Consider the following 23,692-nt stretch of genomic DNA (forward strand, 5'->3'; position numbering starts at 1 on the left):
AAAGGTGGAGCGCTACGCCGCGGGTTCGGCGACGCCGACCCGGGCCAGCCAGGCCTGCGGGTCGCGGATCTCGGTCATGGTCGGGAGGTTGGCCGGATCCTCCCAGGCCCGCTCGAGCTGCTCGGGGCCACCGGCCTCCTCGACCACCTCGATGAACCGCTCCCCCTGCTCGTACTGCTTGAGCTTGGCCTCGAGGCCGATCAGCTTCTGCAGGACCTTGATCAGCGGGCTCGCGTTCTGGCGGCGCTGGCGCAGCACCTGGCCGAACCGCACCGAGCTGGGGATCTGGTCGGCGCCGGCCCGGTCCATGGTGACGTCCCCGTGCCCCTCGAGCAGGCTCATCAGCCCGCCGATGTGCTCCAGCAGGTCACGCTGGGTCGGGCTGCTGAACACGGCGGCCAGACCGCCCTCGTCGAGGGGGTTGGTGCCCTTGCGGATCTGCTCGGCGGCGCGCGTGACGGCCTCCAGGACCTGCTTGGGGTCCTCGTCGACGGCCGAGACCATCCCGTCGACCAGGCCCAGGAAGTGCTCGCGCATCCACGGGATCCCGGTGAACTGCATCCGGTGGGTGACCTCGTGGAGCGCCAGCCACTGGCGGAACTCGCGGGGTGGGAAGGCGAACTTCTTCTCCAGGGCCAAGATGTTGGGGCCGACGTAGTGGACCAGGTCCTGCTCCTCGGGGTCCTCGTCCTCGATCACCAGGAGGTCGTACTGGCCGAGGACCCGGCCCGACATCCAGCCGAGCAGGGCGCCCACCTCGGCGCCGGCGATGCGCCGGGCGACGGGGGCGGCCAGGCCCGAGCCCATCTTCTCCTCGAGCCGGTTGGTGACGGGCCGCAGGAGACGCTGGAACGAGGCGATGTTGGCCTGGACCCACGCCGCCCGGTCGTCGACCCGGGCCCGGGCGGGGCCGGCCAGGCTGCGGAGACCGGTGGTCGCCGCGACCTGCTCCTCGGCGAGGGTCGTCAGCTCGTCGAAGTCCGCGACCAGGGAGTCGGCGTGGTACGAGCGGTGGAAGGGGTCGGTGCCGGCGGCGCGGACCGCCACCCGCTCCGCCAGATCCCAGTCGACCGCGCTCGCCGCCACGCCCTTCAGCTGCGCTTGGTGCCGCGGGGCGGGTACTTGGGCCGGACGACCGAGCGGAAGTACATGACGATCAGCTGGATGGTGGCGAGGACGGCGCCGATGGCGAGGCCGACGGCCATCCACTGGGTCCAGATCACCGCACCGAGGAGCATGGATCGATCCTAGAGGCGGGACCCTCTCGTCAGGAACCTCGCTGCGCTCGGTTCCTTCCTCGAACTGATCGAGCTCGCTGCGCTCGCGCTGTTGTGGCCGCCTCCGCCTCGTTCCTCGCCTCCGGCGGCCTCTTGCGGGGGAGACCCCCGCACCCCCAGCGGCGGTGATGATGTGGGTGGAGAGGCCCCTCCGGGCGGTCTGACTCTCCCAGCGGCTGACCTTCCCTTGTGGGGGTGTCTTGGCGCAGATCTGTCGGCCGCCCGGGGGGCTTCTCCGGTTGCGCCTGCTGGCTTGGCGTCCGTGACTTCATAGGAGCCTGGCCTGGTCCCATCACCGTCTTGTCCGCGTTGCCGGCTGGCGGGCGCTGTCCCTCGAACAAGGAGCAGCAATGGTGACCACGATGACAGACGACCCGGTGCGCGTCACGGGCGGCGTCGATACCCACAAGCACGTCCATGTGGCCGCCGCCCTCGATGGCCGGGGCGGGGTGTTGGGGGTGAGGGAGTTCCCGGCCACGGGTGCAGGTCATGTCGATCTGCGGGGTTGGTTGGGCTCGTTCGGGACCGTGGACGCTGTCGGGGTCGAAGGAACTGGGTCCTGGGGGGCCGGGTTGTGTCGATCGCTGCGCGAGGCCCAGGTCACCGTCCATGAGGTCTGGCGCCCGAACCGTCAACGTCGTCGCAGGACCGGCAAGTCCGACCCTGCCGATGCTGTGGCGGCTGCCCGGGCTGTTCAGGCCGGTGAGGGCCTGTCAGATGGTCTGTGTAGGAGCTCCTCTTCCATGAGGTAGTGAACGTGTCCATGACCGATGACGAGGTCGAGCGGTCGGCTGAGCGGGCTGCTGTGCAGCAGCTCGTCGATGCCGGACTGCTCGACGATCTGATGTCCCGGGTTGATGCCGGGGAGGTGCAGCTGACCGGCGAGGGCGGCTTCTTGCCCGAGATGATCAAGGCCGTCCTCGAACGGGGTCTGGCCGCTGAGCTGACCGGCCATCTCGGCTACGAGCGGGGCGACCCGGCCGGACGGGGGTCGGGGAACTCGCGCAACGGCTCCACGCCGAAGACGGTGGCGACCGAGGTCGGCGATGTCGATCTGGCCACGCCCCGGGACCGGCTCGGGACCTTCGAACCCCGGCTGGTCCCGAAGGGCGCCCGGCGGACCGGGGGCCTCGACGAGATGATCATCTCGCTCTACGCCGGCGGCATGACCATCCGCGACATCGGCGCTCACCTGGCCCGGACGCTGGGCACCGAGCTGAGCCACGAGACGATCTCGAAGATCACCGACGCCGTGCTCGAGGAGGTCAAGGCCTGGCAGAGCAGGCCGCTCGAGGAGCTCTACCCGGTGATCTACCTCGACGCTCTGGTGGTCAAGGTCCGAGACGGCCATCAGGTCCGCAACAAGGCCGCCCACATCGCCGTCGGCGTCGATCTCGACGGCATCAAGCACGTGCTGGGGATCTGGGTCCAGGCCAACGAAGGGGCCAAGTTCTGGGCGGCGGTCTGCGCCGAGCTGGCCAACAGGGGCGTCCGAGACGTCCTCATCGTCTGCTGCGACGGGCTCACCGGGTTCCCCGAGGCCATCGAGGCGACCTGGCCCCAGGCCACCGTGCAGACCTGCGTCGTGCACCTCATCCGGGCCTCGATGCGCTTCGTGTCCTACAAGGACCGCCGAGCCGTCGCCGCTGCGCTCAAGCTCGTCTACACCGCCCCCAACGCCGAGGTCGCCGAGGCCGCCTTGCTCGAGTTCGCCGAGTCAGACCTCGGTCAGCGCTACCCGGCCACGGTCTCGACCTGGACCGCCGCGTGGGAGCGGTTCATCCCGTTCCTCGAGTTCCCGCCGGCGCTGCGCAAGGTGATCTACACGACCAACACGATCGAGTCGCTGAACTACCAGCTCCGCAAGATCATCAAGAACCGCGGTCACTTCCCCAACGACGACGCCGTCGTGAAGCTCCTCTGGCTCGCCATCCGAGACATCGAAGACAAGCGGGCCCGCCAACGCGCCGCCGAAGCCGGCAAGGCCCGCAACAAGCGCACCGCCCCCGGCCACCTGGTCGAAGGCGCCGCCACCCACGGATGGCGACCCGCCCTCGGCGCCCTCACCATCGCCTACCCCGACCGCCTCGCCGGCCGGATCTGACCCCCCAACCACGAGCTGCTTACACAGAAGTCTTGACAGGCCCAGGACCGGACCGGGCCTGCTGAGGCCGCCCGTCTCGCTCGCATCAGCCGAGACTCGCTCACCCGGGAGCTCACCAAGCTGGCCAACCAGATCCACGCGGTGATCGACAGCACCGCCTCGGAGACGCTCCGAGACCGCTACCGGCACAAGACGATCTCGCAGATCGCCACCGAGGCCGCCCGGTCCCGCCCGGGGGGCGAGGTCACGAACCCCGACGTCATGGCCGCCATCACCCTGCGGCGCCTTGCTCGGCGGTGGCTCGCAGCCAGCGTCGAACGCGACGAGGTCGACATCGACTTGAAGGTCATCGTCGAAGCCGCCGCCCCCCAACTGCTCGATGAGCCCGGCATCGGCGTCGATGTTGCGTCGGTCTTCATCGTCAGCCTCGGCGACAACCCCGACCGCATGGCCACCGACGCAGCAGCCGCAGCCGCCTGGGGCGCCAGCCCCGTCGATGCCAGCAGCGGCCTCCACCAGCGACACCGGCTCAACCGCGGCGGCGACCGCCAAGCCAACCGGGCCCTCTACATCGTCGCCCTGTGCCGCATGCGATGGGACCCCACCACCCAGGCCTACATCGCCCGCCGAATCGCCGAGGGAAAGACCAAGAAGGAAGCGATCCGCGCCCTCAAACGCCACCTCGCCCGCCGCATCTGGCGCCTCCTCACACAAACCCCCGCCCCCTGCCCCTCGCCTTGACATCCATAGGAGCATCTGCGCCGGGCCGGACCCCCTCGTGCACTCACGTGGGAGCTGCTCGCGAGCGAGTGACCGAGAGAGCTATGCGATGTGGCGGCCGCGGGTGCGGAGGAGGACGGTCGGGTGGTGGAGGGAGCAGTGCTCGGCGTCGTTGTAGACCGACAGCCGCGTCTCGCAGCCCTCCTCGGCGCAGACCCGTGGCCCCGCCGACCCCGCGGCGGTGCTGCCGGCGCGGGAGCGAGACCGGGGCACGGCTAGGCCTCGCCCTCGATCAGGTGGGCGACCCGGGCCTTCAGGGCGTCGGGCACCTCGTCGCGGCACTTCTGGGCGATCACCTGCTTGAGCTCGGCCTGGAAGTCGAAGGCCTCGAAGCACTCGCCGCAGGCGGTCAGGTGCTGCTCGATGTCGGCCCGACGCGAGGAGGTGAGCTCGCCGTCGAGGTACTCGTACAGCTCGTGCAGAGCGTCGGAGCAGTCGCCGGTCTCGGTCGAGGTGGTGTCGTCGGAAGCCATGTCTGGTGAGCGCAGTCTGGTCAACGAGCCCGTTCGGGCTGGCGGCGGGGCGGGGCATCGGGGTCGGTGTCCTCGTCGGCGAGGCCCCGTCGCTTGGCGAACTCGAACAACGCCTTCTGGAGCCGGCTTCTTCCCCGGTGCAGCCGGCTCATCACCGTCCCGATGGGGATGTCGAGGATCTCGGCGATCTCCTTGTACGAGAAGCCCTCGACGTCGGCCAGCAGCACGGCCATGCGGAACTGCTCCGGGAGCTCCTCCACGGCCGTCTTGATCTCGGCCTCGGTGAACCAGTCCATCAGCTCGTCCTCGGCGCTCCGGCCGACCTGGGCGGCCTCGAGCCCGCCGAGCCGCTGGTACAGGTACGGGTCCTCGGACTCGTCCAGCTCGGTCTCGTCCGGGCGGCGCTGCTTGGCCCGGTAGATGTTGATGTAGGTGTTGGTGAGGATCCGGTAGAGCCAGGCCTTGAGGTTGGTGCCCTCGGTGAACCCGCCGTAGCCCCGGTACGCCTTGAGGTACGTCTCCTGCACCAGGTCCTCGGCGTCGGAGGGGTTGCGCGTCATGCGCAGGGCGGCCGAGTAGAGCGACCCCATCAGGGGCATGGCGTCCTCGGCGAAGCGGGCCTGGTCAGCCACGGCACGGGGTCCACGGGGGCATCGGCCCCCCACACTAGATGTCGAAGTCCTCGTGCAGCCCCTCGACGAAGCGGTGGAAGGCGATGTGGTCCGAGGCGAAGGTCTTGCGGTCGCCGTCGGGGCCCTCGACGACGACGGTGTCGCCGGTGGCCGCCTCGGTGACCTCGACCGGCCGCCACCCCTGCTCGTAGAGCAGGCCTCGCAGCTCGGCCAGGACCGGATCGTCGCCCCATCCCGCCATGTCGTCCTCCTGCGGTCGTCGTCCCCGGGTCCCCGGGCCTCGGCCGACGATAGGGGCGGGCCGCATTCGGCGCTCGACGTCGGCTCGGGCCGCCGCGGATCGCCTCGGATGCGGACCGTGGCGCGCCCGGCGGCCGAGGCCGCTCAGGCCTCGGCGGTGACCTCGACGGTGTCGCAGTCGTCGCCGTCGCCCGGGTCGAGGGTCGCCCGCCCGTCGGTGATGCCGGTCGGGTCGGGGGAGGCCGTGACCTCGCCGCCGACCTGGCCGGGCACGGCCGAGAAGTAGGCCACGACACCGGTCGCCGGGCGGTACAGGGCAGGTGTGTCGCGGCCGTCGCAGTCCCAGTCGCCGAGGAACAGCTGCCCGGGGCTGCGGTCGCCGCCCACCCGGAAGTCGTAGCTGCGGGGTTGGACGTCGTCCTCGTCGAGCCGGAACCGCATGACCTGTCCGTCCCACACGACCGGGACGGGGCAGCCGTCGCCGTTGAGGTCCCCGGTGAGCTCCTCGGACCCGGGGGGCACGTCGAGGGGGGGCAGGTCGGCGCACTCGACGGCCTCGGGCGGCCCGCCCCCGGCGACCTGCACGTCGCCCGGTGCCTGCTCCTCGTCGAGGCGGTCGCGCACCCAGAGCCCGCCGGCCACCGCCCCGGCGAGCAGGACGACCACGGCGGCGAGGGTCAGGATGGGATGACCACGATCGGGGCCCTCGTCCCGGCGGGGCGGGCGGGGGCCGAAGGCCCGCGTGCCGCGGGCGCCGACGCCGTCGCCCCGCCCCGGTTCACCGGTGCCCTCGGCGCCGTCGGCCCCGTCGTCGAGGAGGGGGACGTCGAGGTCCGCCTCGGCCCGCCGGTCGGCGGGCGTCGTGGTCGGGGTCCCGGGCAGGACCACCTCGTCGGCCGGCACCGCGGCCCGGAGGGCGTGGGCGAGGGCCTCGGCGGTGGGCGGCCGGGCCTCCGGGTCGCGGGCCAGGGCCGTCTCGACCACGGCGGCCAGGGCGGGGGGGACGCCCGGGACGGCGGCCAGCGGCGGGTGGTCCCCGGCCTCGGCCGCCGCCAGCACGGCGCGGCTGTCGGCCCCGGCGTGGGGGAGGCGCCCGGCGAGGGCCAGGTAGGCCACCACCCCCAGGCCGTAGACGTCGTTGCGGGGCTCGGGCACCCCCGTCCCGACCAGCTCCGGGTCGACGTAGCCGGTGGTGCCCTCGACGGCGCTGCGGCTGGACTCGTCCAGGGCAGCCAGGCCGGGGAGGCCGGGCAGCAGGTGCTGGGCCACCCCGAAGTCGCCGAGGAGGGGCTCGCCGTCGGAGGTGAAGAGGATGTTGGCCGGCTTCACGTCGCCGTGGAGCACGCCTTGGCGGTGCGCCGACCCGAGGGCGTCGGCCACCCGGGACACGACAGCCACCGCCTGGCCGGCGGTCAGGCGGCCCCGCTCGACGAGGAGGTCGTGGAGCGACCCACCCCGGGCCAGCGACATGACGATGGCGACGCCGTCGCCGTCGTCGAGCACGTCGATGACCCGGACGATGTGCGGGTGGTCGAGCTCGGCCAGGATCGCCGCCTCCCGCCGCAGCCGGTCGGCCGCGTCGTCCTCGCCGCGGGCGGCCCGGGCCCGCTTGACCGCCACGACCTGGGCCAGCGCCCCCAGCCGGGTGGCCTGCCACACCGATCCGGTCGTCCCCCGGCCCACCAGGGCGTCCAGGCGGTAGGGGCCGACCGTCTCCACCTCGGCCCCGTACCCGACCGCCGGGACCCCGACACCTGGGTGCCCGACCCCGATCCGTTCAGGCGGCCTGGAGGTCGGCGGCGGCGGTCAGGGCGTCGAGGACGGCGACGATGGCGGGCCGGGCGACGGCTGCCGAGCGGGTCACGGCCAGCAGCTCGCGGGTGACCGCCGGCGGGGCCAGGGGACGGACCTCGATGCCGGCGACGCCGGCGCGCACGCCGAGGCGGGGCAGGAGGGCGACGCCGTGGCCGGCGGCGACGTGCTCGAGGTGGAGGATGAGGTCGTCGGTCTGCCAGCGCACCCGGGGCTCGAACCCGGCGGACCGGCAGGCGCTCCGCACGGCCGCCCCGCAGCTGACCTCGTCGGGGGCGACGATCCAGTCGTCGCCGGCCAGGTCCGACAGCGCCACCGGGCCCGATCGGCGCCGGCGGAGGGCGGGGTGGTCGGCCGGCAGGACGGCCATGAGGGGCTCGACGAGCAGGGGGCGGGCATCGAGGTCGGCGTCGACGGGCAGGGGTGCCGCCGCGTAGCGGTCGACCACGGCCAGGTCGATGGTCCCCCGGTCGAGGTGGTCGAGGCTGCGGTGCGGCTCCTCGTCGATGACGGTGACGTCGAGGTCGGGATGGGCGGCCCGCAGGCGGGCGATCACGGGCGACACCAGGGCCGGCGCCGCGCTGGGGACGGTGGCGATGCGGAACGGCCCGCCCACCGCGCCCCGGGCCCGGTCGAGCTCGGCCGACGCCGCGGCCAGGGCGTCGAGCACCCGGTCGGCGTGCTCGACCAGGGCGTGGCCGGCCGGGGTGAGCGTGGCCCGCCGGTCGGCCCGGTCGATCAGGGCCAGGCCCGCCTCCCGCTCGAGGGCCGAGAGCTGCTGGGACACCGCCGACGGGGTCAGGCCCAGGGCCCGGGCCGTGGCTGCGATGGTGCCCCGCCGGGCCAGCTCGCGGACCATGCGCAGGCGGTCGACGGTGAGCGGGTCGCGCCCGGGTCGGCCGCCGGTGGCGCTCTCGCTCATCCCGGCCGGCCGGGTCCGCCAGGCGCGCCGGGCGCGCCGCGGGCGGTCATGCCGGCTCGCCGGGCTCGCCGGCGTCGGCGGGCCGGGTCATGGCGAAGATGCCGGTGGCGTTGGCGGCGTCGAAGGCGAGGTCGAGCCCGCCCTCGGGGAGCGGGTCGCGGGAGATCACCTCGAAGAACGAGCCCGGGACCTCGCGCTCGACGACGTCGCCCTCCAGCGTGCGCAGCGCCCGCACGACGGTGGTGGCCCGGTGGGCGGTCTGGCGCACCCGGCCCGACGCCGACACCTCGACGGTGTCCTTGATGGGCCGGCCCCGCTCCCGCTCGCGGTCGGCGACGGCGGCGACGTCGTCGACCCGGTCGGTGCAGTGGTTGCAGGTGGTGCCCTCGGTGGCGATCCACGCCATCTCGGCCGACTCGGCCCGCAGCAGGTCGTGGTCGCGGTCGGTGGGCAGCGGGTGCTGGCGGCCGAACGACCGCCGCAGGGCGTCGACCAGGGCGACGGCGTCGTCGAGGGGCAGCGACCGGTCGGCGGCGAGGCGGGCGAGCCGGTCGCGGGTCGCGGTGTCGAGCGGGTCGGTCGACGGGGCGAGGACGCGGGTGACGGCGTCCTGGAACGCGGGCGAGAAGGTGTCGGGGTGGAGCTCGGACACGAACCACTGGGGCACGACCTCGGGCCGGTCGAGGTGGGCGTAGGCGTGGCCGGTCATCCGCAGCCGGGTCAGCGGGTAGGTGGCGTGGCGCTCGTAGCCCAACGGCCGCAGGATGCGGGTGACCTGCTCGATGCCGGGGGGCAGGGCGCCGGCGGGCCAGGCGACGGTGCGGACGGCGGCGTGGTCGAGGACGACGCCCCGCCCGGCGGCCCGCTGGTCGACGGCGTAGGCCGCGGCCGACGGCACGACCTCCATCAGGTCGGCGTAGAGCACGACGTGGAGGGCGTGGGCCACGTCCGCCCGCTCGACCGCCGCGGTCGCCACGGATGGTGCCTGGCACCATCCGTGGCCGAGGTCGACGGTGGCGAGGACCTCGTCGGCGGCGGCGTCGCCCAGCACCCGGCGGACGATCGACGCGACCTCGGTCATGCCACCGCCACCTCGTCGCGGAACAGGCTGCCGGTCGGGGTCGAGAGCAGGTCGTCGAAGGAGACGTCCTCCTGGCGGAGGAAGCCCTTGCCCGGCACCGCGCCCCGGGCGACCAGCTCGACGACGCCGCAGGCCGAGGCGGCCGTGGTCCACGAGATGGCCCGCCACATCCGGCCGGCGATCTCGATCGGCTGCCAGGCCCGGACGTACTCCCGCCGGGTGAGCCCGTCGGGACCCTGGCCCTCGACCGCGGCGTAGAGGTACACGACGTCGTCGTCGACCGGCGGCTTGGCGTTGACGAGGATCTCGCCCGCCAGCTCCCGCCGGTCGCGCAGGGCCAGCTCGTCGAGCAGGAAGCGGATGGCGTCGCAGTGGCCCGGGTACCGCAGGGTCTTGTAGTCGAGGTGGCGGATGCGCCCGTCGTAGGTCTCGCACAGGGTGCCGAGCCCGCCGGAGGTGGCGAAGGCCTCCAGCCGGTCGCCGGAGATCACGACCGTCTCGATGTCGGCCATGGCCGGCACCAGCTGGCGGTGCCCGTCCCGGATGACCTCGCAGTCGTTGATGTACTCGTTGATGACGCCCTCGGGCGACCACGTGAACGCGTAGCCGAGGACCCCCGACGGGTGCTGGGGCAGGGCCCCGACCCGGAGCTGCATCCGCCGCAGGTCGGTGAGCCCGTCGGCCAGGGACGAGCCGACGATGCCGACCAGCCCGGGCGCCAGCCCGCACTGAGGAGCCATCACCACGTCGGACCCGACGGCCAGCTCGCGGATGCGGGTGGTGGTCGGGACGTCCTCGGTGAGGTCGAAGTAGTGGAGCCCGGCGACGGCGGCCGCCTCGGCCACGCCCAGGTTCCGGTCGTAGGGCAGGCACGACACCACCGCGTCGAAACCGTCGAGCTCGCTCCGGAGCGACTCGGGGTCGCCGACGTCGAACACGTCGACCGGGAAGCCGAGGTCGGGCCGGGGCCGCAGGTCGCCCCCGGCCACCTCGAACCCGGCCCCGCCGAGCAGGTGCGCCACCAGCTCGCCGACCTTGCCCAGGCCCAGCACCCGGATCCGCTCGATCGTCACCTGCGTCCTCCTCGACGGTTCCCGGCGAACCTCGGACGGGAACCGCACCAGGCGGCGCCGTTCCGTCCCACGTTCCGGCCTGCCATCAGCACAGCTGACGACTAGGATGGCGAAGACGTTAGCAGATCTGATGCGCCCCACCGGAGGCCCGATGTCCCGCCTGCCCACCCCCGACGCCCTGCACCGCACCACGGCGGAGGTGCTCGAGCGGCTGGGCGTGACCGTCCCCGAGGGGTCGGACCTCCCCGCCCGCACGCCGATCACCGGCACCGCCGTCGGACCGGACCTGGCCGCGTCGACCCCGGCCGACGTCGACGCCGCCGTCGAGCGGGCCACCGCCGCCTTCGGCACCTGGCGGACCACGCCGCCCCCGGTGCGGGGCCAGCTGGTGCGAGCCCTCGGCGAGGAGCTGCGGGCCCACAAGGACGACCTGGGCGCCCTGGTGAGCCTGGAGGCCGGGAAGATCCGGTCCGAGGGCCTGGGCGAGGTCCAGGAGATGATCGACATCTGCGACCTGGCGGTGGGCCAGTCCCGCCAGCTCTTCGGCAAGACCATCGCCAGCGAGCGCCCCGGTCACCGGATGATGGAGACCTGGCAGCCGCTCGGGCCGGTCGGGATCATCACCGCCTTCAACTTCCCCGTCGCCGTGTGGGCGTGGAACACGGCCATGGCCCTCGTCGCCGGCGACCCCGTGGTGTGGAAGCCGTCGGAGAAGACCCCGCTCACCGCCCTGGCCTGCCAGGCCCTGCTCGACCGGGCCGCGGCGACCGTCGACGCCCCCGCCCACCTGGGCCAGGTCGTCCTGGGCGATGCCGCCGTCGGGCGGGCCCTGGTCGACCACGAGGGGCTCCCGCTCATCTCGGCCACCGGCTCGACCCCGATGGGCCGCGCCGTGGGCGAGCGGGTGGCCGCCCGCTTCGGCCGGTCGCTCCTCGAGCTGGGCGGCAACAACGCCGCCGTGGTCGCCCCGTCGGCCGACCTCGACCTGGTCGCCCGGGCGGTGGTGTTCTCCGCCGCCGGCACCGCCGGCCAGCGCTGCACCAGCCTGCGCCGGCTCATCGTCCACGCCGACGTCCACGACGAGGTCGTCGAGCGGGTGGGCGCCGCCTTCGCGTCGCTGCCCGTCGGCGACCCGCTGGCCGACGGCACCCTCGTGGGACCGCTGATCGACGGGGCGGCCGCCGACCGGGTCGGCAAGGCGCTGGCCACCGCCCAGGGCGACGGCGGCACCGTGGTCACCGGCGGGTCGCGGGTCCTGGAGGACGAGGCGGCCGACGCCTTCTACGTGAGCCCCGCCCTGGTCGCCATGCCCGGGCAGACCGACATCGTCCGCACCGAGACCTTCGGCCCGCTCCTCTACGCCCTCCCCTACACCGACCTCGACGAGGCCATCGCCCTCCACAACGGCGTGCCCCAGGGCCTGTCCTCGTCGATCTTCACCCGCGACGTGCGCGAGGCCGAGCGCTTCGTCGGGCCCGACGGCTCCGACTGCGGCATCGCCAACGTCAACATCGGCCCGTCGGGCGCCGAGGTCGGGGGCGCCTTCGGCGGCGAGAAGGAGACCGGCGGCGGCCGCGAGTCCGGCTCCGACGCCTGGCGGGCCTACATGCGCCGCACGACGACCACGGTCAACTACTCCGACGAGCTCCCCCTCGCCCAAGGCGTCCAGTTCGGCTGAGCTCTCACATCAGGAACCTCGCTGCGCTCGGTTCCTTCTTCGAACTGGTGGTGCTCGCTGCGCTCGCCCTGAAGACCTTCCCGGCGGCGGACGGCTCGTTCCTCGCCGCCACGCTCGCCTCTGCGGTGGGAGACCCCCCCCGCACCCCCCAGCGGCTGCGCCGGACTGAACGGGAACGGCGGGAGTCCACCTGCTCGCTGCGGTGCAGCTCAGCCCCGAGAGCAGCGAGCTCCCCTAGCTCGGAGGAGTGGAGCGAGCGCCAGCGAGCGAACGACTCCGAAACCGTGACTACGAGACCACCCGGTTCCCCCCCGAGCGCTTGGCCCGGTACATGGAGTCGTCGGCGGCGCCGAGGAGGGCGTCGACGTCGTCGAGCGAGGTGACGCCGACCATGTCGGCCCGGCCCACGCCGATGGAGACGCCGAGCGACACGGGTGCAGCGGCGCCGACGTCGATGGGCTGGGCGACGGCGACCCGGATGCGCTCGGCGACCTGGGCCAGCTCCTCGTCGGACACGCCGATCGAGACGACCACGAACTCGTCGCCGCCGAGGCGGGCCACGACGTCGTCGGACCGGACGGCGGCCCGCAGCCGGCGGGCCACCTCGACGAGGGCGGCATCGCCGGCGGTGTGGCCCAGGCGGTCGTTGACCCCCTTGAACCCGTCGAGGTCGCAGAACAACACCCCGACGCGAGGTCCCTCACCGGCCACGGGTGCGGCGTCGGCCGGTCGGGCGGTGCCGTCCATGACGGAGCGGAGGGCGGACTCGAGGCCGAGCCGGTTGGCCACCCCCGTGAGCGCGTCGGTCTCGGCGAGGGTCGACATGCTGTCGGCGGTCGATCGGAGGTCGGCCACGTCCTGGGCGAGGGCGCCGAGGTCCGAGGTGAGGCGGGCGTGCTCGACCGCCGAGATGGCCTGGGCGGCGAGGACCCGCAGGGCGCTGACGCGGGTCGGCTCCACCCCGTCGGGCCGGTCGTCGCTCTCCAGGACGAAGGCGCCGGGGGTGCCGGTGGCGCCGCCGATGGGCAGGCCGAGGAGGGCCCGTGGCGCCCGCTCGCGGAGGGCCTCGTCGGCCCGCAGGCGGCGGTCGTCGGCCGGGTCGACGAGGGCCAGCACCTGGCGGGTGCGCAGCACGTAGTGCAGGGCGTGGGGGCTGAGGCCCGGGTGCTCGGCGGGGTCGGGGGACGGGCGGGGCACGACCTCGACGACGCCGTTGCGCACCTGGGCGGCAGCCTCGACGACGGGGCCGGCCGGCGAGTGGAGGACGAGGTAGCCCCGGGTGGCGCCGGCCTGGCGCATCACCAGGTCGACCATCCGCTGGAGGAAGTCGCGCACCTCGAGGCCCTCGCCGAGGAGGGTGCTGGCCTCGGCCAGGGTCTCGGCCGCCACCGTGCTGGGCTGGCCGACGGGCACGCGACCGGGGTCGGCGCCGGGGCGGACGGCGGCGGCGTCGGGCATCGGGGCGCTGACCAGGCCGGGCAGCCGGGCCGGCAGCCCGGCGGCCACGGCATCGGCGCCCCAGGCCAGCCAGGCGTCCTGGGCGACCGAGGCGTAGTGGCGGGCCAGGCGGTCGCGGCCCCGGTCCCGGTGGTGGCGGGCGGCCCGCTGGGCCGCCAGCCCGAGGTCGCCGAGGGCACCGTGCTCGGTGGCCAGCCGGACGGCCTCCTCGTAGCGGTCCATCGCCCGTCGGGCCGACCCGCTGGCGTCGGCGGTGACCGCGTCGACGAGGGCGAGACGGTGGGCGTGGTTCGCGGGGGCGTGCTCGGCCAGCGCCCTCAGGCGGGCCCGGGCCCGGGCCAGCTCGGCCCGGCGGCGGGCCCGGGACGATGCACCGGAGGCGGCGGCGAGGGCGTCGGCGGCGATCAGGGCGGCCTGGAAGCGGTGCACCCCGACGACGGCCTCGCCCGGCGCCGAGCGCAGGAGCGGGGCGGCGGCGGCGACCGCCTCGGCGGCGACGTCGCGACGGTCGTGGCTGAGGGCGACGAGGGCGCGGAGCGTGTGGACGATCACGGCCAGCTCGCCGCCGCGCCGCTTGGCCGCGAGCCACTCCGGTGCCGAGAAGGCCGGGCCGTCGAGCACGTCGCCGTCGCCGCCGGTCCGCAGGTCGGCGACCGCCTGGGCGACGACGTCGACCCTCTGGCGGAACGCCCTCTCCCCCATGGCGTCGAGCTCCTCGGCCATGGCGTCGGCGGTGGCCTCGACCGACTGGAGGGGCCGGGCGGCGAGAAGGCCGTGCAGCACCCCGAAGGTGCCCCCGGTCAGCCCGTAGCCCCGGGCCCCGGAGGCGACGGTGGCGCGGTAGCGCTGGAGCAGCGGGTCGACGGTGGCGTCGAGGGGCTCGCCCCAGTGGCGGACGAAGGCGTCCACGGCGAAGCCGACCATGGTCGCGTTGGTGGCCCGGCCCCGGCTCCCCAGCTCGGCCGCGACCCGGCCGAAGCGCAGGCCCCGCGGGGTGGCGCCCGGCAGCGAGACGCAGAGCATCCCGTAGGCGGCGATGAAGTAGCCCGAGGCGTCGGCGACCCCGTGCCGGGCGGTGAGGCGCGTCCCCCGGAGCACCAGGAGGATGTGGGTGAGGGGCTGGTCGACGTAGGCCAGGTGGACGCAGCCGAGCATGGCGTCGAGGGTGGCGAGGAGGCGCTCGTCCTCCAGCGCCGGGGCGGTGAGGAACCACTCGGGGTCGAACCGGCCCAGCTCGGCATGGGTGCGCGCCGCCTCGACGGCGACGTCGCGCCAGGTCGGGCGGGCCGGGAGCGGCTCGCCCAGCTCGGCCAGCACGAGGCGCAGGTGCTCGAGGCCGCCGTCGTGGTCCTGTCGGGTCCACGCCCGCATGCCCAGGACCCGCATCGTCCGCACCCGCTGCGGGGCGGACGGGTCGTGGGCGCCGATGGCGTCCAGGAGCTCGTCGACCAGCTCGGGCCGGCCGACGACGAGGGCGTGCTCGGCGGCGCGGAGGTGGAGCTCGAAGGCCCGCTCGGGCTGCGTCTGCCAGCCCTGCTCGCCGAGTGCCTCGATGGCGGTGCGCTGGAGGTCGAGCGCCTCCTGGAACGCTCCGGCGCGGTGGGCGGCGCGAGCGGCGTCCTCGCACAACCCGACGAGCAGCTGGCGGGCGTCGGGGTCGGTGGCCAGGGTCGGGTCGCGCCGCAGGAGGTCGATGACGTCGATGCGGTGGGCGTCGGCCAGGTCGGGGTGCCCGTCGGGCCCCTCGTCGGCGGTCGCCAGCACGGCCCGGGCGACCCGCTGCTCGAGCTCGGCCCGCTCGGTGGCGTCGAGGGCGGCCAGGACCGCGTCGCGCACACCGTCGTCGAGGCACGCCAGCTCCCCGCGGGGCGAGGCCGGCGCCAGCACGTGGGCCACGACGGCCCGATCGACGACCGCGGCGGCGGCCTGGTCCGCGATCCCGAGGACGCGGGCGACCACCGGGACCCGGGCGGCGCGCCCGGCGACGGCGACGATGGCGGCTCCGGTGAGGGCGTCCGGTGCCAGGTCCCGGACCCGCGCGCCGGCGACCTCGGCCAGCGTGAGCGGGGCCTCGACCCGACGGGCCCGTTCGGACCAGCGCCAGACGCCGGCATCGACGTCGATCCACAGGTCGCCCGACTCGACCAGCGTCCACAGGTCGGCCAGGGCCACGCGGGGCAGGCCGCCGGAGCGGCGCCACACGGCGTCGGCCAGCTCGGCGACCGCTGGGGCGGCCATCCCCGTCCCCTGGGCGATGAGCTCGGCGACGTCGTCGGGGGCGAGCGGCGCGACCTCGACCTCCTCGACCACCGCGCCCCGGGCGGCGACCCGGGCGATCAGGTCCCGGAGGGCGCCCGACGAGCCGTCGGTGACGACCACGACGAGGAAGGGGCCGGCGTCGGGGTGGCCGCCGACGGACTCGAGGGCGCCCATGAACGTGGCGTCGCCCAGGTCGCCGTCGTCGAAGATCCCGACGGCGGGTGGCAGGTGGCGGGCCACCGCCGCGATCGACGCCCGCGTGGCCCGGGTGACCCGGCCCAGCGCCTCGGAGGGGTCGATGTGCGGCGGCTCCGGCTGCGGTCCGACCACCAGGCCCAGGGCGGGCAGCACCTGGGTGGCCACGGCGAGGTCGTCCCCCAGGGAGCGGCGGAGGTGGCCCTCGACGGCCCGCACGACGGGCTCGGGAGCGGTCAGGAGCTGGTCGACCAGCTGGGTCATGACCGTGGCGCCGGCGCGGAAGGCGACCGTCGCCCCCGGGTCGGACATCGTCGCCGTGCCGCAGAGCACCCCCTTGGCCCGCAGGTCGTCGGCGACGGCCCGCACGAGCGCGGTGCGGCCCGACCCGGGCTGCCCGCGGACGACGACGACGCGGCCCTGGCCGGCGGCGGCCACCGCGTCGGCGGCGGCCACGAGCCGCGAGCGAAGGTCGTCGCGCCCGACGACCTGGCGGGGGTCCTCCCACCGGAGGGCCACCTCGTCGTCGGACGGCGCCGGGGAGGGGCCGCCGTCCACGAGGTGCCGGCGCTGGGCCCGGAGGTCGGCGACCAGGCCGAGGACCGATCGGTGCCGGCGCCGCGGGTCGGGGTGGGTGGCCCGGTCGAGGACGACGGCCAGCCCGTCGGGGATGGGCCCGAGCGCAGCCAGGAGGGCCTGGGTCGTCGCGCCCAGCGCGTACCGGTCGATGGCCGCGTCGGCCGGGACCGGCTCGGGTCCGCGCTGCTCGGGGGCGAGGTGGCTCCCGTGGCTCGAGCGCCGGGGCCGGACCCCGCTCTCGGACGCGTCGTACAGGTCGACCAGCACGGGGCCGTCGGGGCCGAGGACGACGTGCTCGCCGTCGACGGCCCGGTGGACGACACCCCGGGCGTGGAGGGCCGCCAGGGCGGAGCCGACGGCGATGGCGACGTCGAGGACGCCGACGAGGTCGATGGCGCCGGCCGTCACCGCCTCGGCCCACGTCGGCCCGGGCGGGTCGTCGAGCACCAGGGCGACGCGCATCGACGTGTCGACCAGGTCCCGGGCCGTCACCAGGTGGCGGTGGCGGACCGCGGTCGTGGCCTGGTGCTCGCGGCGCAGCCGCTCGCGCGAGGCGTCGGTCGGGAGGTCCGAGGCGTGCGTCTTCACCAGGACGGGGGCCCCGTCCCGGGCGCGAGCGCGCAGCACCAGGGTGTCCCCCCGTCGTTGGACGGGACGGAGGTCCTCCAGACCCGGGAGGAGGCCGATGGTCACCCGGTGGTCACCCGGTCGTCGCCGGGGACGGTGACGGCGGTGGTCTCGATCGTCGTGATCCCCTCCTCGTGTGCCTGGTGCGGCCGAGCGAAGTCGTAGCCGACGATGGCGTCCAGCGCTGGCGCACCGGTGAGGGCGTGTGCCGCCAGGTGGCCGGACATGACCGCACCCTCGAACGAGCCGATGTCCATGCCGGTCGAGATCCAGTCGCTGGCCAGGGCCAGGTTCGACGCCCCGCTGGCCCACGCCTGGGGGCGGAGGACGCCGCTCCCGGGCGGGGACGGGACGTAGCGCTCGTTGGGATCGGCGTTGGCCCGCCAGTACTGGAGGTCGACGCGGGCCTCGCCCTCGGCGCCGGCGTCGGGCGGGCACCACAGCAGGTCGGGGTCGAAGGCGCCACCGGTGAAGGCGTTGGTCCCGGCCGCGGGCAGGACCGAGCACGCCGAGCGCAGCCACTGGACGAACGTGGCCCGGGCCCGCTCGGCGAGCAGGTCGGGCGTGCCGTGGACGTCCGGGGCCGGCCAGGGGCCACGGTGGGCCATCGGCCCGCACAGGTAGATCAGGCCCCGGGGCCCTCCCCGCTCGGGCCAGGCCTCGCCGGCCAGCACGTCGCTCATGTCGGCCAGCCCCAGGGGTTGGACGGCGGCGGTGCCGATCGTCCGGTCGGTGCCGGGCAGCCGGGGCAGGCCGAGCTCGTGGGTCGTGACCGTGGTCCAGATCTGGGCGGCCATGGTCATCACGCCGGGCATGGCCTCGACGGCCGGCGCCCAGGGGGCGGCGGCGACGAGGGTCGGCGCCAGCTCGGCCAGGCTCGGCAGCGGCAGCGCGCTGATGATGCAGTCGTAGTCGACGTCGGCGACGAGGGTCTCGTGGGCGACCGGCGCCCACGGGGTCCACCACGACTCGAGGTCGATGCCGCCGGCCTCGAGCTCCTCGCCCTGCACCAGCTGTGCGGAGATCGGGCTGGCGGGCCAGGCGAGGGTCCCGTCGGGCACGGTCACCAGGGGGTCGTAGGGGGCGTCGCCGATGGTCGTCGCCTGGACGTCGACCTCGACCCGCTCGATGCGGCCGGTCGCCTCGTCGAAGACGAGCTCGGTCACCCGGCGGAAGAACCGGACGTCGACCCCTCGCTCCCGGGCGACCCGGTAGAAGGGGGCGATGACGGTGTCGCCTGTCCCCCGCGTGAACCAGTAGCTGCCCTGGCCGCACGAGAGGAGCTGGCGGAGGACGAACCACAGGAACGACGAGGTGGCCATGGTGGGCGCCAGGCTGGCGTCGCCGTGGGGCACCTGGAAGCAGATCTGGGCCGGGACCTGGGTGGCGCTGCTGGTGACGGCGGCCTCGGCCATGCCGTGGCGTCGGAGCCAGTCCAGGTAGTCCTCGTGGTCGACCGTCGCCAGGCCGCGCTCGAAGACCCCGTCGGCGATCACGCCGCGGAGCACGGTGACGTACAGCTCGACCTGGCACCAGGCGGACCGGATGCGGGCGGCGCGGCTGGTGCCGGCCGCGTCCTCGACGTGGCCCCGGAGGTGCAGCCGGGCCGCCTCCAGGAGGTCGAGGGCGCCCCGGTGGTGCCCGGCGTGCGGCTCACGGGGGTCGAGCTCCTCGCGCTCGAGGATCTCGGACAGGGCGGCGAGGTGCAGGTGGTGGCCGCCGGGCGAGCGCAGCCCCTCGCCGGCTCCGGGGCCGAAGGCCTCCTCGAGGATCGAGAGGACCTCGCGGATGATCTCACCGACGAGGGTCGCCGGGTCGGGGACGTTCTCGGGGCCCCACGGGTCCAGGTCGTTGTGGGGCATCGTCTGGCTGGTCAGCTCCCAGCGCCGCTCGAGCATGTCGGCGAGGGTCAGGTGGTTGCTGGGCACGAGGACCTGGTCGATCGTCTCGACCCGACCGTCGGGCCCGGGCGGCAGCTCCTGCAGGCACCCGTCGAGCATCCGCATGGCGTTGGTGTACATGTTGCCGAAGAGGTGGATGCCGTGCTCCTGGATGCGGGCATCGCCCTCCAGGCGCCAGCCGCCGGCGCCGTCGGGCACGGCCCGACCACGCCGCCCGGTCGCCCCCTTGCCGCCGACCCGCCAGCCGAGCTGGAGGAGGGTGACCTCGTACTCGTCCCGCCAGGTGGGGTGCAGGTCGGGATCGGTCAGCGACAGGGCGGCGGCCAGACCGGCCGGCCCTCCGCCCACGATCAGGATCTTGCGGCGCTCGGTCATGTGCCCTCCGGTGGTGCGACGTTCTGCGGGCGCCCCGGGAGCCGCCCCTCCGGCGGGCGCGTCCCGGAGGCGGGGTCCCCATCGGCAGGCGCCTCCCGGTCAGGAGGGTGACCGCTCAGAACGAAGGGGTTCCACCACGCACCGTGGGCCGTCCCTGCTCACCGGCCCGGGCGGGGGTGGAGCGACGCTCAGGGGCAGGTGGTCGGCACCGGCTCGCCGGCGAGGATCTGGTCGAACCACTCGAGGGCCTGGGGGTAGGCGACCCGCGCCGCCTCCCCGTGGTCGCCCCCGCCCTCGAGCACCCTCCGCTCGACGGCCTGGCCCAGGCCGCACATGCGGTCGAAGAGGATCCCGCTGAGGGCGACGGGGACGACGTCGTCCTCGTCGCTGTGGATGATGAGGACGGGGTCGTCGAGGAGCACCTGCCCCGGGCTGTTCTCCCGGGCCAGCTCCGGCCAGGGCGGGGTGCGGGGACCGTCGGGCCGGACGAGGGGACCCGACGCGGCGGCGAGGGCGGCGAAGACGTCGCCCACGCATCCCTCGTCGACGGCGTCGAGGAGGGACGTGCCCTCGTCGGTGAGGAACAGGGCGGGGTCGGCCTCCGGGTAGGCCGCCTCGTACCCGGCCACGATCATGGCTCCGAAGCCGGCGACGCCGGGGGCCCCGGCGGCGGAGAGGATGATGTCGAGCTCGGTGGCCGGGGCGCCGGCGAAGGTGCCGACCACGTCGAGCTCGGGGGCCCACCCGGCCGCCACCTCGGCGGCCCACAGGGCACCGTGCCCGCCCTGGGAGTAGCCGGCGATGGCGACGGTGTCGCTGCGCTCGGCGTCGGGCAGCTGGCCGGCGGCGAGGACGGCGTCGACGACGCTGCGGCCCTCGCTCACCCCGACCAGGTAGGGGTGCCGCCCGGGCGTCCCCAGGCCCTCGTAGTCGGTGACGGCGACGATCCACCCCCGGTCGACCGCCGGTCCGGCGATGGCCAGCTCGGCGGCGCCGCCGGCGCGGGACGGCGCGCACTCGTCGGCGATCCCCGTCGTGCCGTGGGCGATGGTGAGCACCGTGCGCCCCTCGGGTGGGGCGGGGGCGTCGGGGACGACCACCGTCCCGGTGACGACGATGGGATCGCCCGCGAGCGACTCCGACAGGTACATCACCCGGTACGACCGGGCGCCCTCGGGGCCGGGCTCCACCTCCTGGTAGCGGAGCAGGTCGCCGTGGGCGCCGGCCGGCAGCGGGTCGGGCACCTCGTACAGGGCGTCCACGTCGTCGGCGGGGACCTCGACGGGTCGGGGCGGCCCCGCCTCGGTGCCGCCACCCGGCTCCTCGGGCTCGACCGTGTCGGACGTGGCGTCCTGGTCCGGGGGGCCCAGCCGCTCCGAGGACCGGTCGGCCTGGTCGTCGGTGCAGGCGACCCCGACCAGGACGAGGAGGACGGCCAGGGCGAGGCGGGCAGGTCGGCGCACGACCGCGACGCTACCCACGGCCGCGACGAGCGCCCGGTCCCCCGTGGCCCCTCGCCCCCCGCCCGGGGTCTTCAGTACCGCGGAGGAGATTTGAACCCCTGACCTCCTGATCCACAATCAGGCGCTCTAACCAACTGAGCTACCGCGGCGTACCGTGCCCGATCATGCTGGCGTGACGGCCCCAGGCGCAACACCGATGCCCGCCCGGGAGCCCGGCGGGGTCAGCCGTCGCCGGGGAACGGGCCGACCCGGGCCCAGACCGTCTTGCCCCCGCCGTCGACGACGCGGACGCCCCACTCCTCGCTCAGGGCATCGACGATGTGCAGGCCGAGGCCGCGCGTGTGCTGCTCGTAGGGGATGCGCTTGACCGGTGGCTCGGGGTCGCGGTCGGACACCATGACCTCGACGCAGTCGGCCCCGGCCTGCCGCACCTCGACGACCGAGACGGACCGGGCGTGGACGATGGCGTTGGTGATGAGCTCGCTGGTGACGACCTCGAGATCCTCGAGCTCGCTCAGCCCCCAGCTCGCCGCCAGCTCGACCACCTGGGTCCGGACGCCGTCCACGGCCTCGAGGTCGACAGGCACCTCGACCCGCAGCGCCGGGTCCCCGGAGGCCGGGGCGGGTGAGCAGTCGGGGTCAGCCACGCCAAGAGGCTGCCCGATGCGGACCCCCCCACACACTTCGGGAGGGATGCCACACAGATCCGGGTGGCCACCCGGGAGGCGACCGAGGCGCGCTCTCGGGGCGCAGCGTGGCACGATCGGGAGAACACTGGCTGGGGGCCGAGAAGGTGAGGGACACGTGAGCGAGTCACCCGTGCGGGTCTGCGTGGTGGACGACTACGACATCGTCGTGGCCGGGACGGCGGCCCTGCTGGCGCCGCACGCCGACCTCGTGCGCGTCGTCGAGCGCACGACCGAGGAGGGCCCGGACCACCGCGTCGACGTCGCCCTGCTCGACTGCTTCGCCCTCCCCGACCACGGTGCCCTCGTCATCGCCGCCCTGGCCGCGCACCCCAACGTCGGCCGCGTCGCCGTCTACTCGTGGGACACCGACAAGGCCCTCATCGAGGCGGCCCTGCGGAGCGGGGCCCGGGGGTTCCTGAGCAAGGGCCTCGACGGCCGCCGGCTGGCCGAGGCGATCGTCGCCGTGCACCGGGGCCAGGAGGTCGTCGCCCGGGCCGACGGGGCCGCCCGGGCCACCCCCGACGGCCCCCGGCGCTGGCCCGGCCACGCCGCCGGGCTGACCGAGCGCGAGAGCGAGGTCCTGGCCCTCATCACCCAGGGCAAGAGCACGCGCGACATCGCCAGCGCGCTCTACATCGGGGTCAACTCGGTGAAGACCCACACCCAGAAGATCTTCCGCAAGATCGGGGTGTCGACCCGCACCGAGGCCGCCCTCTGGGGCGTCGACCACGGGTTCCGGCCCGACCGCAGCTCCCACGACGAGTGGGCCCCCGCGCGCCCGAACGGCCCTCGCCCGAACGGCTGACCCGGGGTTTGACCCCGGCGATCAGGGAGAGTGAGGCGGCCCCGACGCCTCCTCGGAGCCCCCCTTGTCACCAGTGCTGCCCCACCCGCGTGGTCCCCTCTCGTCCGCCCTCCTGGACTGGTGGACGGCGGGGCGCCCGCTCCCCACGACCGTCCCCGAGGTCGGCAACGCCACCGTCGACGACGACCTCCACCTGGCCCTGTGGGCCTGCTACCAGCTCCACTACGGCGGCTTCGTCGGGGTCGACGACGCCATGGAGTGGGACCCGGCCACCCTCGCCTTCCGGGCCCGGCTGGAGGCCCAGTTCGAGCAGGACCTGCGGCTCGAGCACCGCGCCGCCGACCTGCCCGAGAACCCCCCCGCCGCCCTCCGCTGCATCAGCGGCTGGGCCGGGCCCCCGCTGGCCCGCACCGTCGCCGGCCGGGGCACCCTCGACCAGCTTCGTGAGGTGTCGATCCACCGCTCGGCCTACCAGCTGAAGGAGGCCGACCCCCACACGTGGGCCATCCCCCGGCTCCGGGGCCCCGGGCGGGCGGCCATGATCGAGATCCAGGCCGACGAGTACGGCGAGGGCGTCCCCGGGGAGGCCCACTGCGAGCTGTTCGCGGCGGCGATGGTCGACCTCGGCCTCGACCCCACCTTCGGCGGGTACATCGACCGCCTGCCCGGTGTCACCCTGGCGACGGACAACCTCATCAGCATGTTCGGCCTCCACCGCCGGCTGCGGGGGGCGGCCGTCGGCCACCTGGCCCTGTTCGAGATGTGCTCGGTCGTGCCCATGTCGCACTACCTGCGGGCCGCCCGGCGCATCGGCGGCCTGCCGGCGCTCGAGCGCTTCTACGCCGTCCACGTCGAGGTCGACGAGCACCACGCCCGCCTCGCCCTCGAGGGCATGGTCGCGCCGCTCGTCGAGGCCGAGCCGGCGCTCGGGCCCGACGTCGTGTTCGGCGCCGCCGCCCTCAGCCGGGTCGAGGCCCGGCTGGCCGAGCACGTCCTCGGCGCCTGGAGCGCGGGCCGCTCGTCGCTGCGGCCCGACGCCGCCGCCCGGCCGGCGCGCCGTCTGAGCGCCGTGCCCGCCCTCGCCGCCGCCGGCTGACCTCCGTCGCCCTCCTCGGTCCTGTTCGCGCCAGGCGACACGCCTGGCCGGGAGCGGTGTCAGAACGGCGATGGCCGCCGCGGCCGCCGTTCTGGTCACGCCAGACGACATCTGTGTCCGACAGCGGTGTCAGAACGGTGCCGGCGGCCGCGGCCGGGGGTGGACCCGGCGCG

At 74.9% G+C, this 23,692-nt stretch carries 20 protein-coding genes and 1 tRNA gene; 6 read left to right on the plus strand and 15 right to left on the minus strand.

Annotation, left to right across the window (positions count from 1 at the left end):
* Positions 1–12: 12 nt before the first annotated feature.
* Both HC251_RS20820 and HC251_RS20825 read right to left on the minus strand, forming a co-directional pair.
* Positions 13–1,086: a zinc-dependent metalloprotease gene (locus HC251_RS20820; RefSeq protein ID WP_219942515.1), complete on the minus strand. Its 1,074-nt coding sequence runs from the start codon at positions 1,084–1,086 to the stop codon at positions 13–15.
* A 5-nt stretch (positions 1,087–1,091) separates the two neighbouring features.
* Entirely contained in the window at positions 1,092–1,238 is a 147-nt protein-coding gene (locus HC251_RS20825; RefSeq protein ID WP_219942516.1) for a hypothetical protein, read from the minus strand.
* A gap of 401 nt (positions 1,239–1,639) precedes the next feature.
* Here HC251_RS20825 and HC251_RS26430 point away from each other — a divergent pair, with 401 nt between their 5' ends.
* From HC251_RS26430 to HC251_RS20840, 3 genes are all read left to right on the plus strand, one after another.
* Complete coding sequence (locus tag HC251_RS26430; protein ID WP_370651316.1) at positions 1,640–2,029, plus strand: transposase; 390 nt, start codon at positions 1,640–1,642, stop codon at positions 2,027–2,029.
* 11 nt (positions 2,030–2,040) lie between these two features.
* Positions 2,041–3,381: an IS256 family transposase gene (locus tag HC251_RS20835; RefSeq protein WP_219941247.1), complete on the plus strand. Its 1,341-nt coding sequence runs from the start codon at positions 2,041–2,043 to the stop codon at positions 3,379–3,381.
* 141 nt (positions 3,382–3,522) lie between these two features.
* A complete protein-coding gene (locus HC251_RS20840) occupies positions 3,523–4,122 on the plus strand; it encodes a transposase (protein WP_219942518.1) in 600 nt (199 codons plus the stop codon).
* Positions 4,123–4,203: 81 nt separating this feature from the next.
* On the opposite strand, the gene HC251_RS20845 is transcribed toward HC251_RS20840, so the two are convergent.
* The 8 genes from HC251_RS20845 to HC251_RS20880 form a co-directional block, all read right to left on the minus strand.
* Positions 4,204–4,374, minus strand: a complete 171-nt coding sequence (locus tag HC251_RS20845) for a hypothetical protein (RefSeq protein WP_219942519.1) — start codon at positions 4,372–4,374, stop codon at positions 4,204–4,206.
* Positions 4,375–4,376: 2 nt separating this feature from the next.
* A complete protein-coding gene (gene rsrA, locus HC251_RS20850) occupies positions 4,377–4,634 on the minus strand; it encodes a mycothiol system anti-sigma-R factor (RefSeq protein ID WP_219942520.1) in 258 nt (85 codons plus the stop codon).
* A gap of 20 nt (positions 4,635–4,654) precedes the next feature.
* The gene (locus HC251_RS20855) at positions 4,655–5,233 is read right to left on the minus strand and encodes a sigma-70 family RNA polymerase sigma factor (protein ID WP_219945763.1); all 579 of its coding nucleotides are present in this window, start codon (positions 5,231–5,233) and stop codon (positions 4,655–4,657) included.
* Positions 5,234–5,300: 67 nt separating this feature from the next.
* Positions 5,301–5,507 carry a hypothetical protein gene (locus HC251_RS20860; protein WP_219942521.1) on the minus strand — a complete coding sequence of 69 codons (207 nt, stop codon included), beginning with the start codon at positions 5,505–5,507 and terminating at the stop codon, positions 5,301–5,303.
* A 143-nt stretch (positions 5,508–5,650) separates the two neighbouring features.
* Entirely contained in the window at positions 5,651–7,225 is a 1,575-nt protein-coding gene (locus tag HC251_RS20865) for a serine/threonine-protein kinase (protein WP_219942522.1), read from the minus strand.
* A 58-nt stretch (positions 7,226–7,283) separates the two neighbouring features.
* A complete protein-coding gene (locus HC251_RS20870) occupies positions 7,284–8,240 on the minus strand; it encodes a LysR family transcriptional regulator (protein WP_219942523.1) in 957 nt (318 codons plus the stop codon).
* A gap of 46 nt (positions 8,241–8,286) precedes the next feature.
* Positions 8,287–9,321, minus strand: a complete 1,035-nt coding sequence (locus HC251_RS20875) for a 2-oxoadipate dioxygenase/decarboxylase family protein (protein ID WP_219942524.1) — start codon at positions 9,319–9,321, stop codon at positions 8,287–8,289.
* Positions 9,318–10,394, minus strand: coding sequence for a saccharopine dehydrogenase C-terminal domain-containing protein (locus tag HC251_RS20880; protein ID WP_219942525.1), 1,077 nt, complete (start codon positions 10,392–10,394; stop codon positions 9,318–9,320). Before HC251_RS20880 ends, HC251_RS20875 begins: the two co-directional genes overlap by 4 nt.
* A 130-nt stretch (positions 10,395–10,524) precedes the next feature.
* Here HC251_RS20880 and HC251_RS20885 point away from each other — a divergent pair, with 130 nt between their 5' ends.
* Entirely contained in the window at positions 10,525–12,072 is a 1,548-nt protein-coding gene (locus HC251_RS20885) for an aldehyde dehydrogenase family protein (protein ID WP_219942526.1), read from the plus strand.
* A 288-nt stretch (positions 12,073–12,360) separates the two neighbouring features.
* Here HC251_RS20885 and HC251_RS20890 read toward each other — a convergent pair whose 3' ends face one another.
* From HC251_RS20890 to HC251_RS20910, 5 genes are all read right to left on the minus strand, one after another.
* The gene (locus tag HC251_RS20890) at positions 12,361–17,256 is read right to left on the minus strand and encodes a diguanylate cyclase (protein WP_219942527.1); all 4,896 of its coding nucleotides are present in this window, start codon (positions 17,254–17,256) and stop codon (positions 12,361–12,363) included.
* On the minus strand, positions 17,253–19,466 hold the full coding sequence (locus HC251_RS20895; RefSeq protein WP_219942528.1) for an NAD(P)-binding protein: 2,214 nt from the start codon (positions 19,464–19,466) through the stop codon (positions 17,253–17,255). The genes HC251_RS20890 and HC251_RS20895 overlap by 4 nt, the downstream gene beginning before the upstream one ends.
* Before the next feature lie 188 nt (positions 19,467–19,654).
* Positions 19,655–20,929: a lipase family protein gene (locus HC251_RS20900; protein WP_219942529.1), complete on the minus strand. Its 1,275-nt coding sequence runs from the start codon at positions 20,927–20,929 to the stop codon at positions 19,655–19,657.
* A gap of 75 nt (positions 20,930–21,004) precedes the next feature.
* Positions 21,005–21,078, minus strand: a tRNA-His gene (locus HC251_RS20905).
* Positions 21,079–21,150: 72 nt separating this feature from the next.
* Positions 21,151–21,576 (minus strand): ATP-binding protein, encoded by a 426-nt coding sequence (locus tag HC251_RS20910; protein ID WP_219942530.1) that lies wholly within the window; start codon positions 21,574–21,576, stop codon positions 21,151–21,153.
* Between the two features lie 157 nt (positions 21,577–21,733).
* Between HC251_RS20910 and HC251_RS20915 the strand changes: the two genes are divergently transcribed.
* Entirely contained in the window at positions 21,734–22,423 is a 690-nt protein-coding gene (locus HC251_RS20915; protein WP_219942531.1) for a response regulator transcription factor, read from the plus strand.
* A 73-nt stretch (positions 22,424–22,496) separates the two neighbouring features.
* Positions 22,497–23,519 carry an iron-containing redox enzyme family protein gene (locus HC251_RS20920; RefSeq protein ID WP_255566764.1) on the plus strand — a complete coding sequence of 341 codons (1,023 nt, stop codon included), beginning with the start codon at positions 22,497–22,499 and terminating at the stop codon, positions 23,517–23,519.
* Positions 23,520–23,692 lie beyond the last annotated feature (173 nt).

The sequence above is a fragment of the Iamia sp. SCSIO 61187 genome, from assembly GCF_019443745.1.
In the GTDB taxonomy this organism is placed as follows: Bacteria; Actinomycetota; Acidimicrobiia; order Acidimicrobiales; family Iamiaceae; genus Iamia.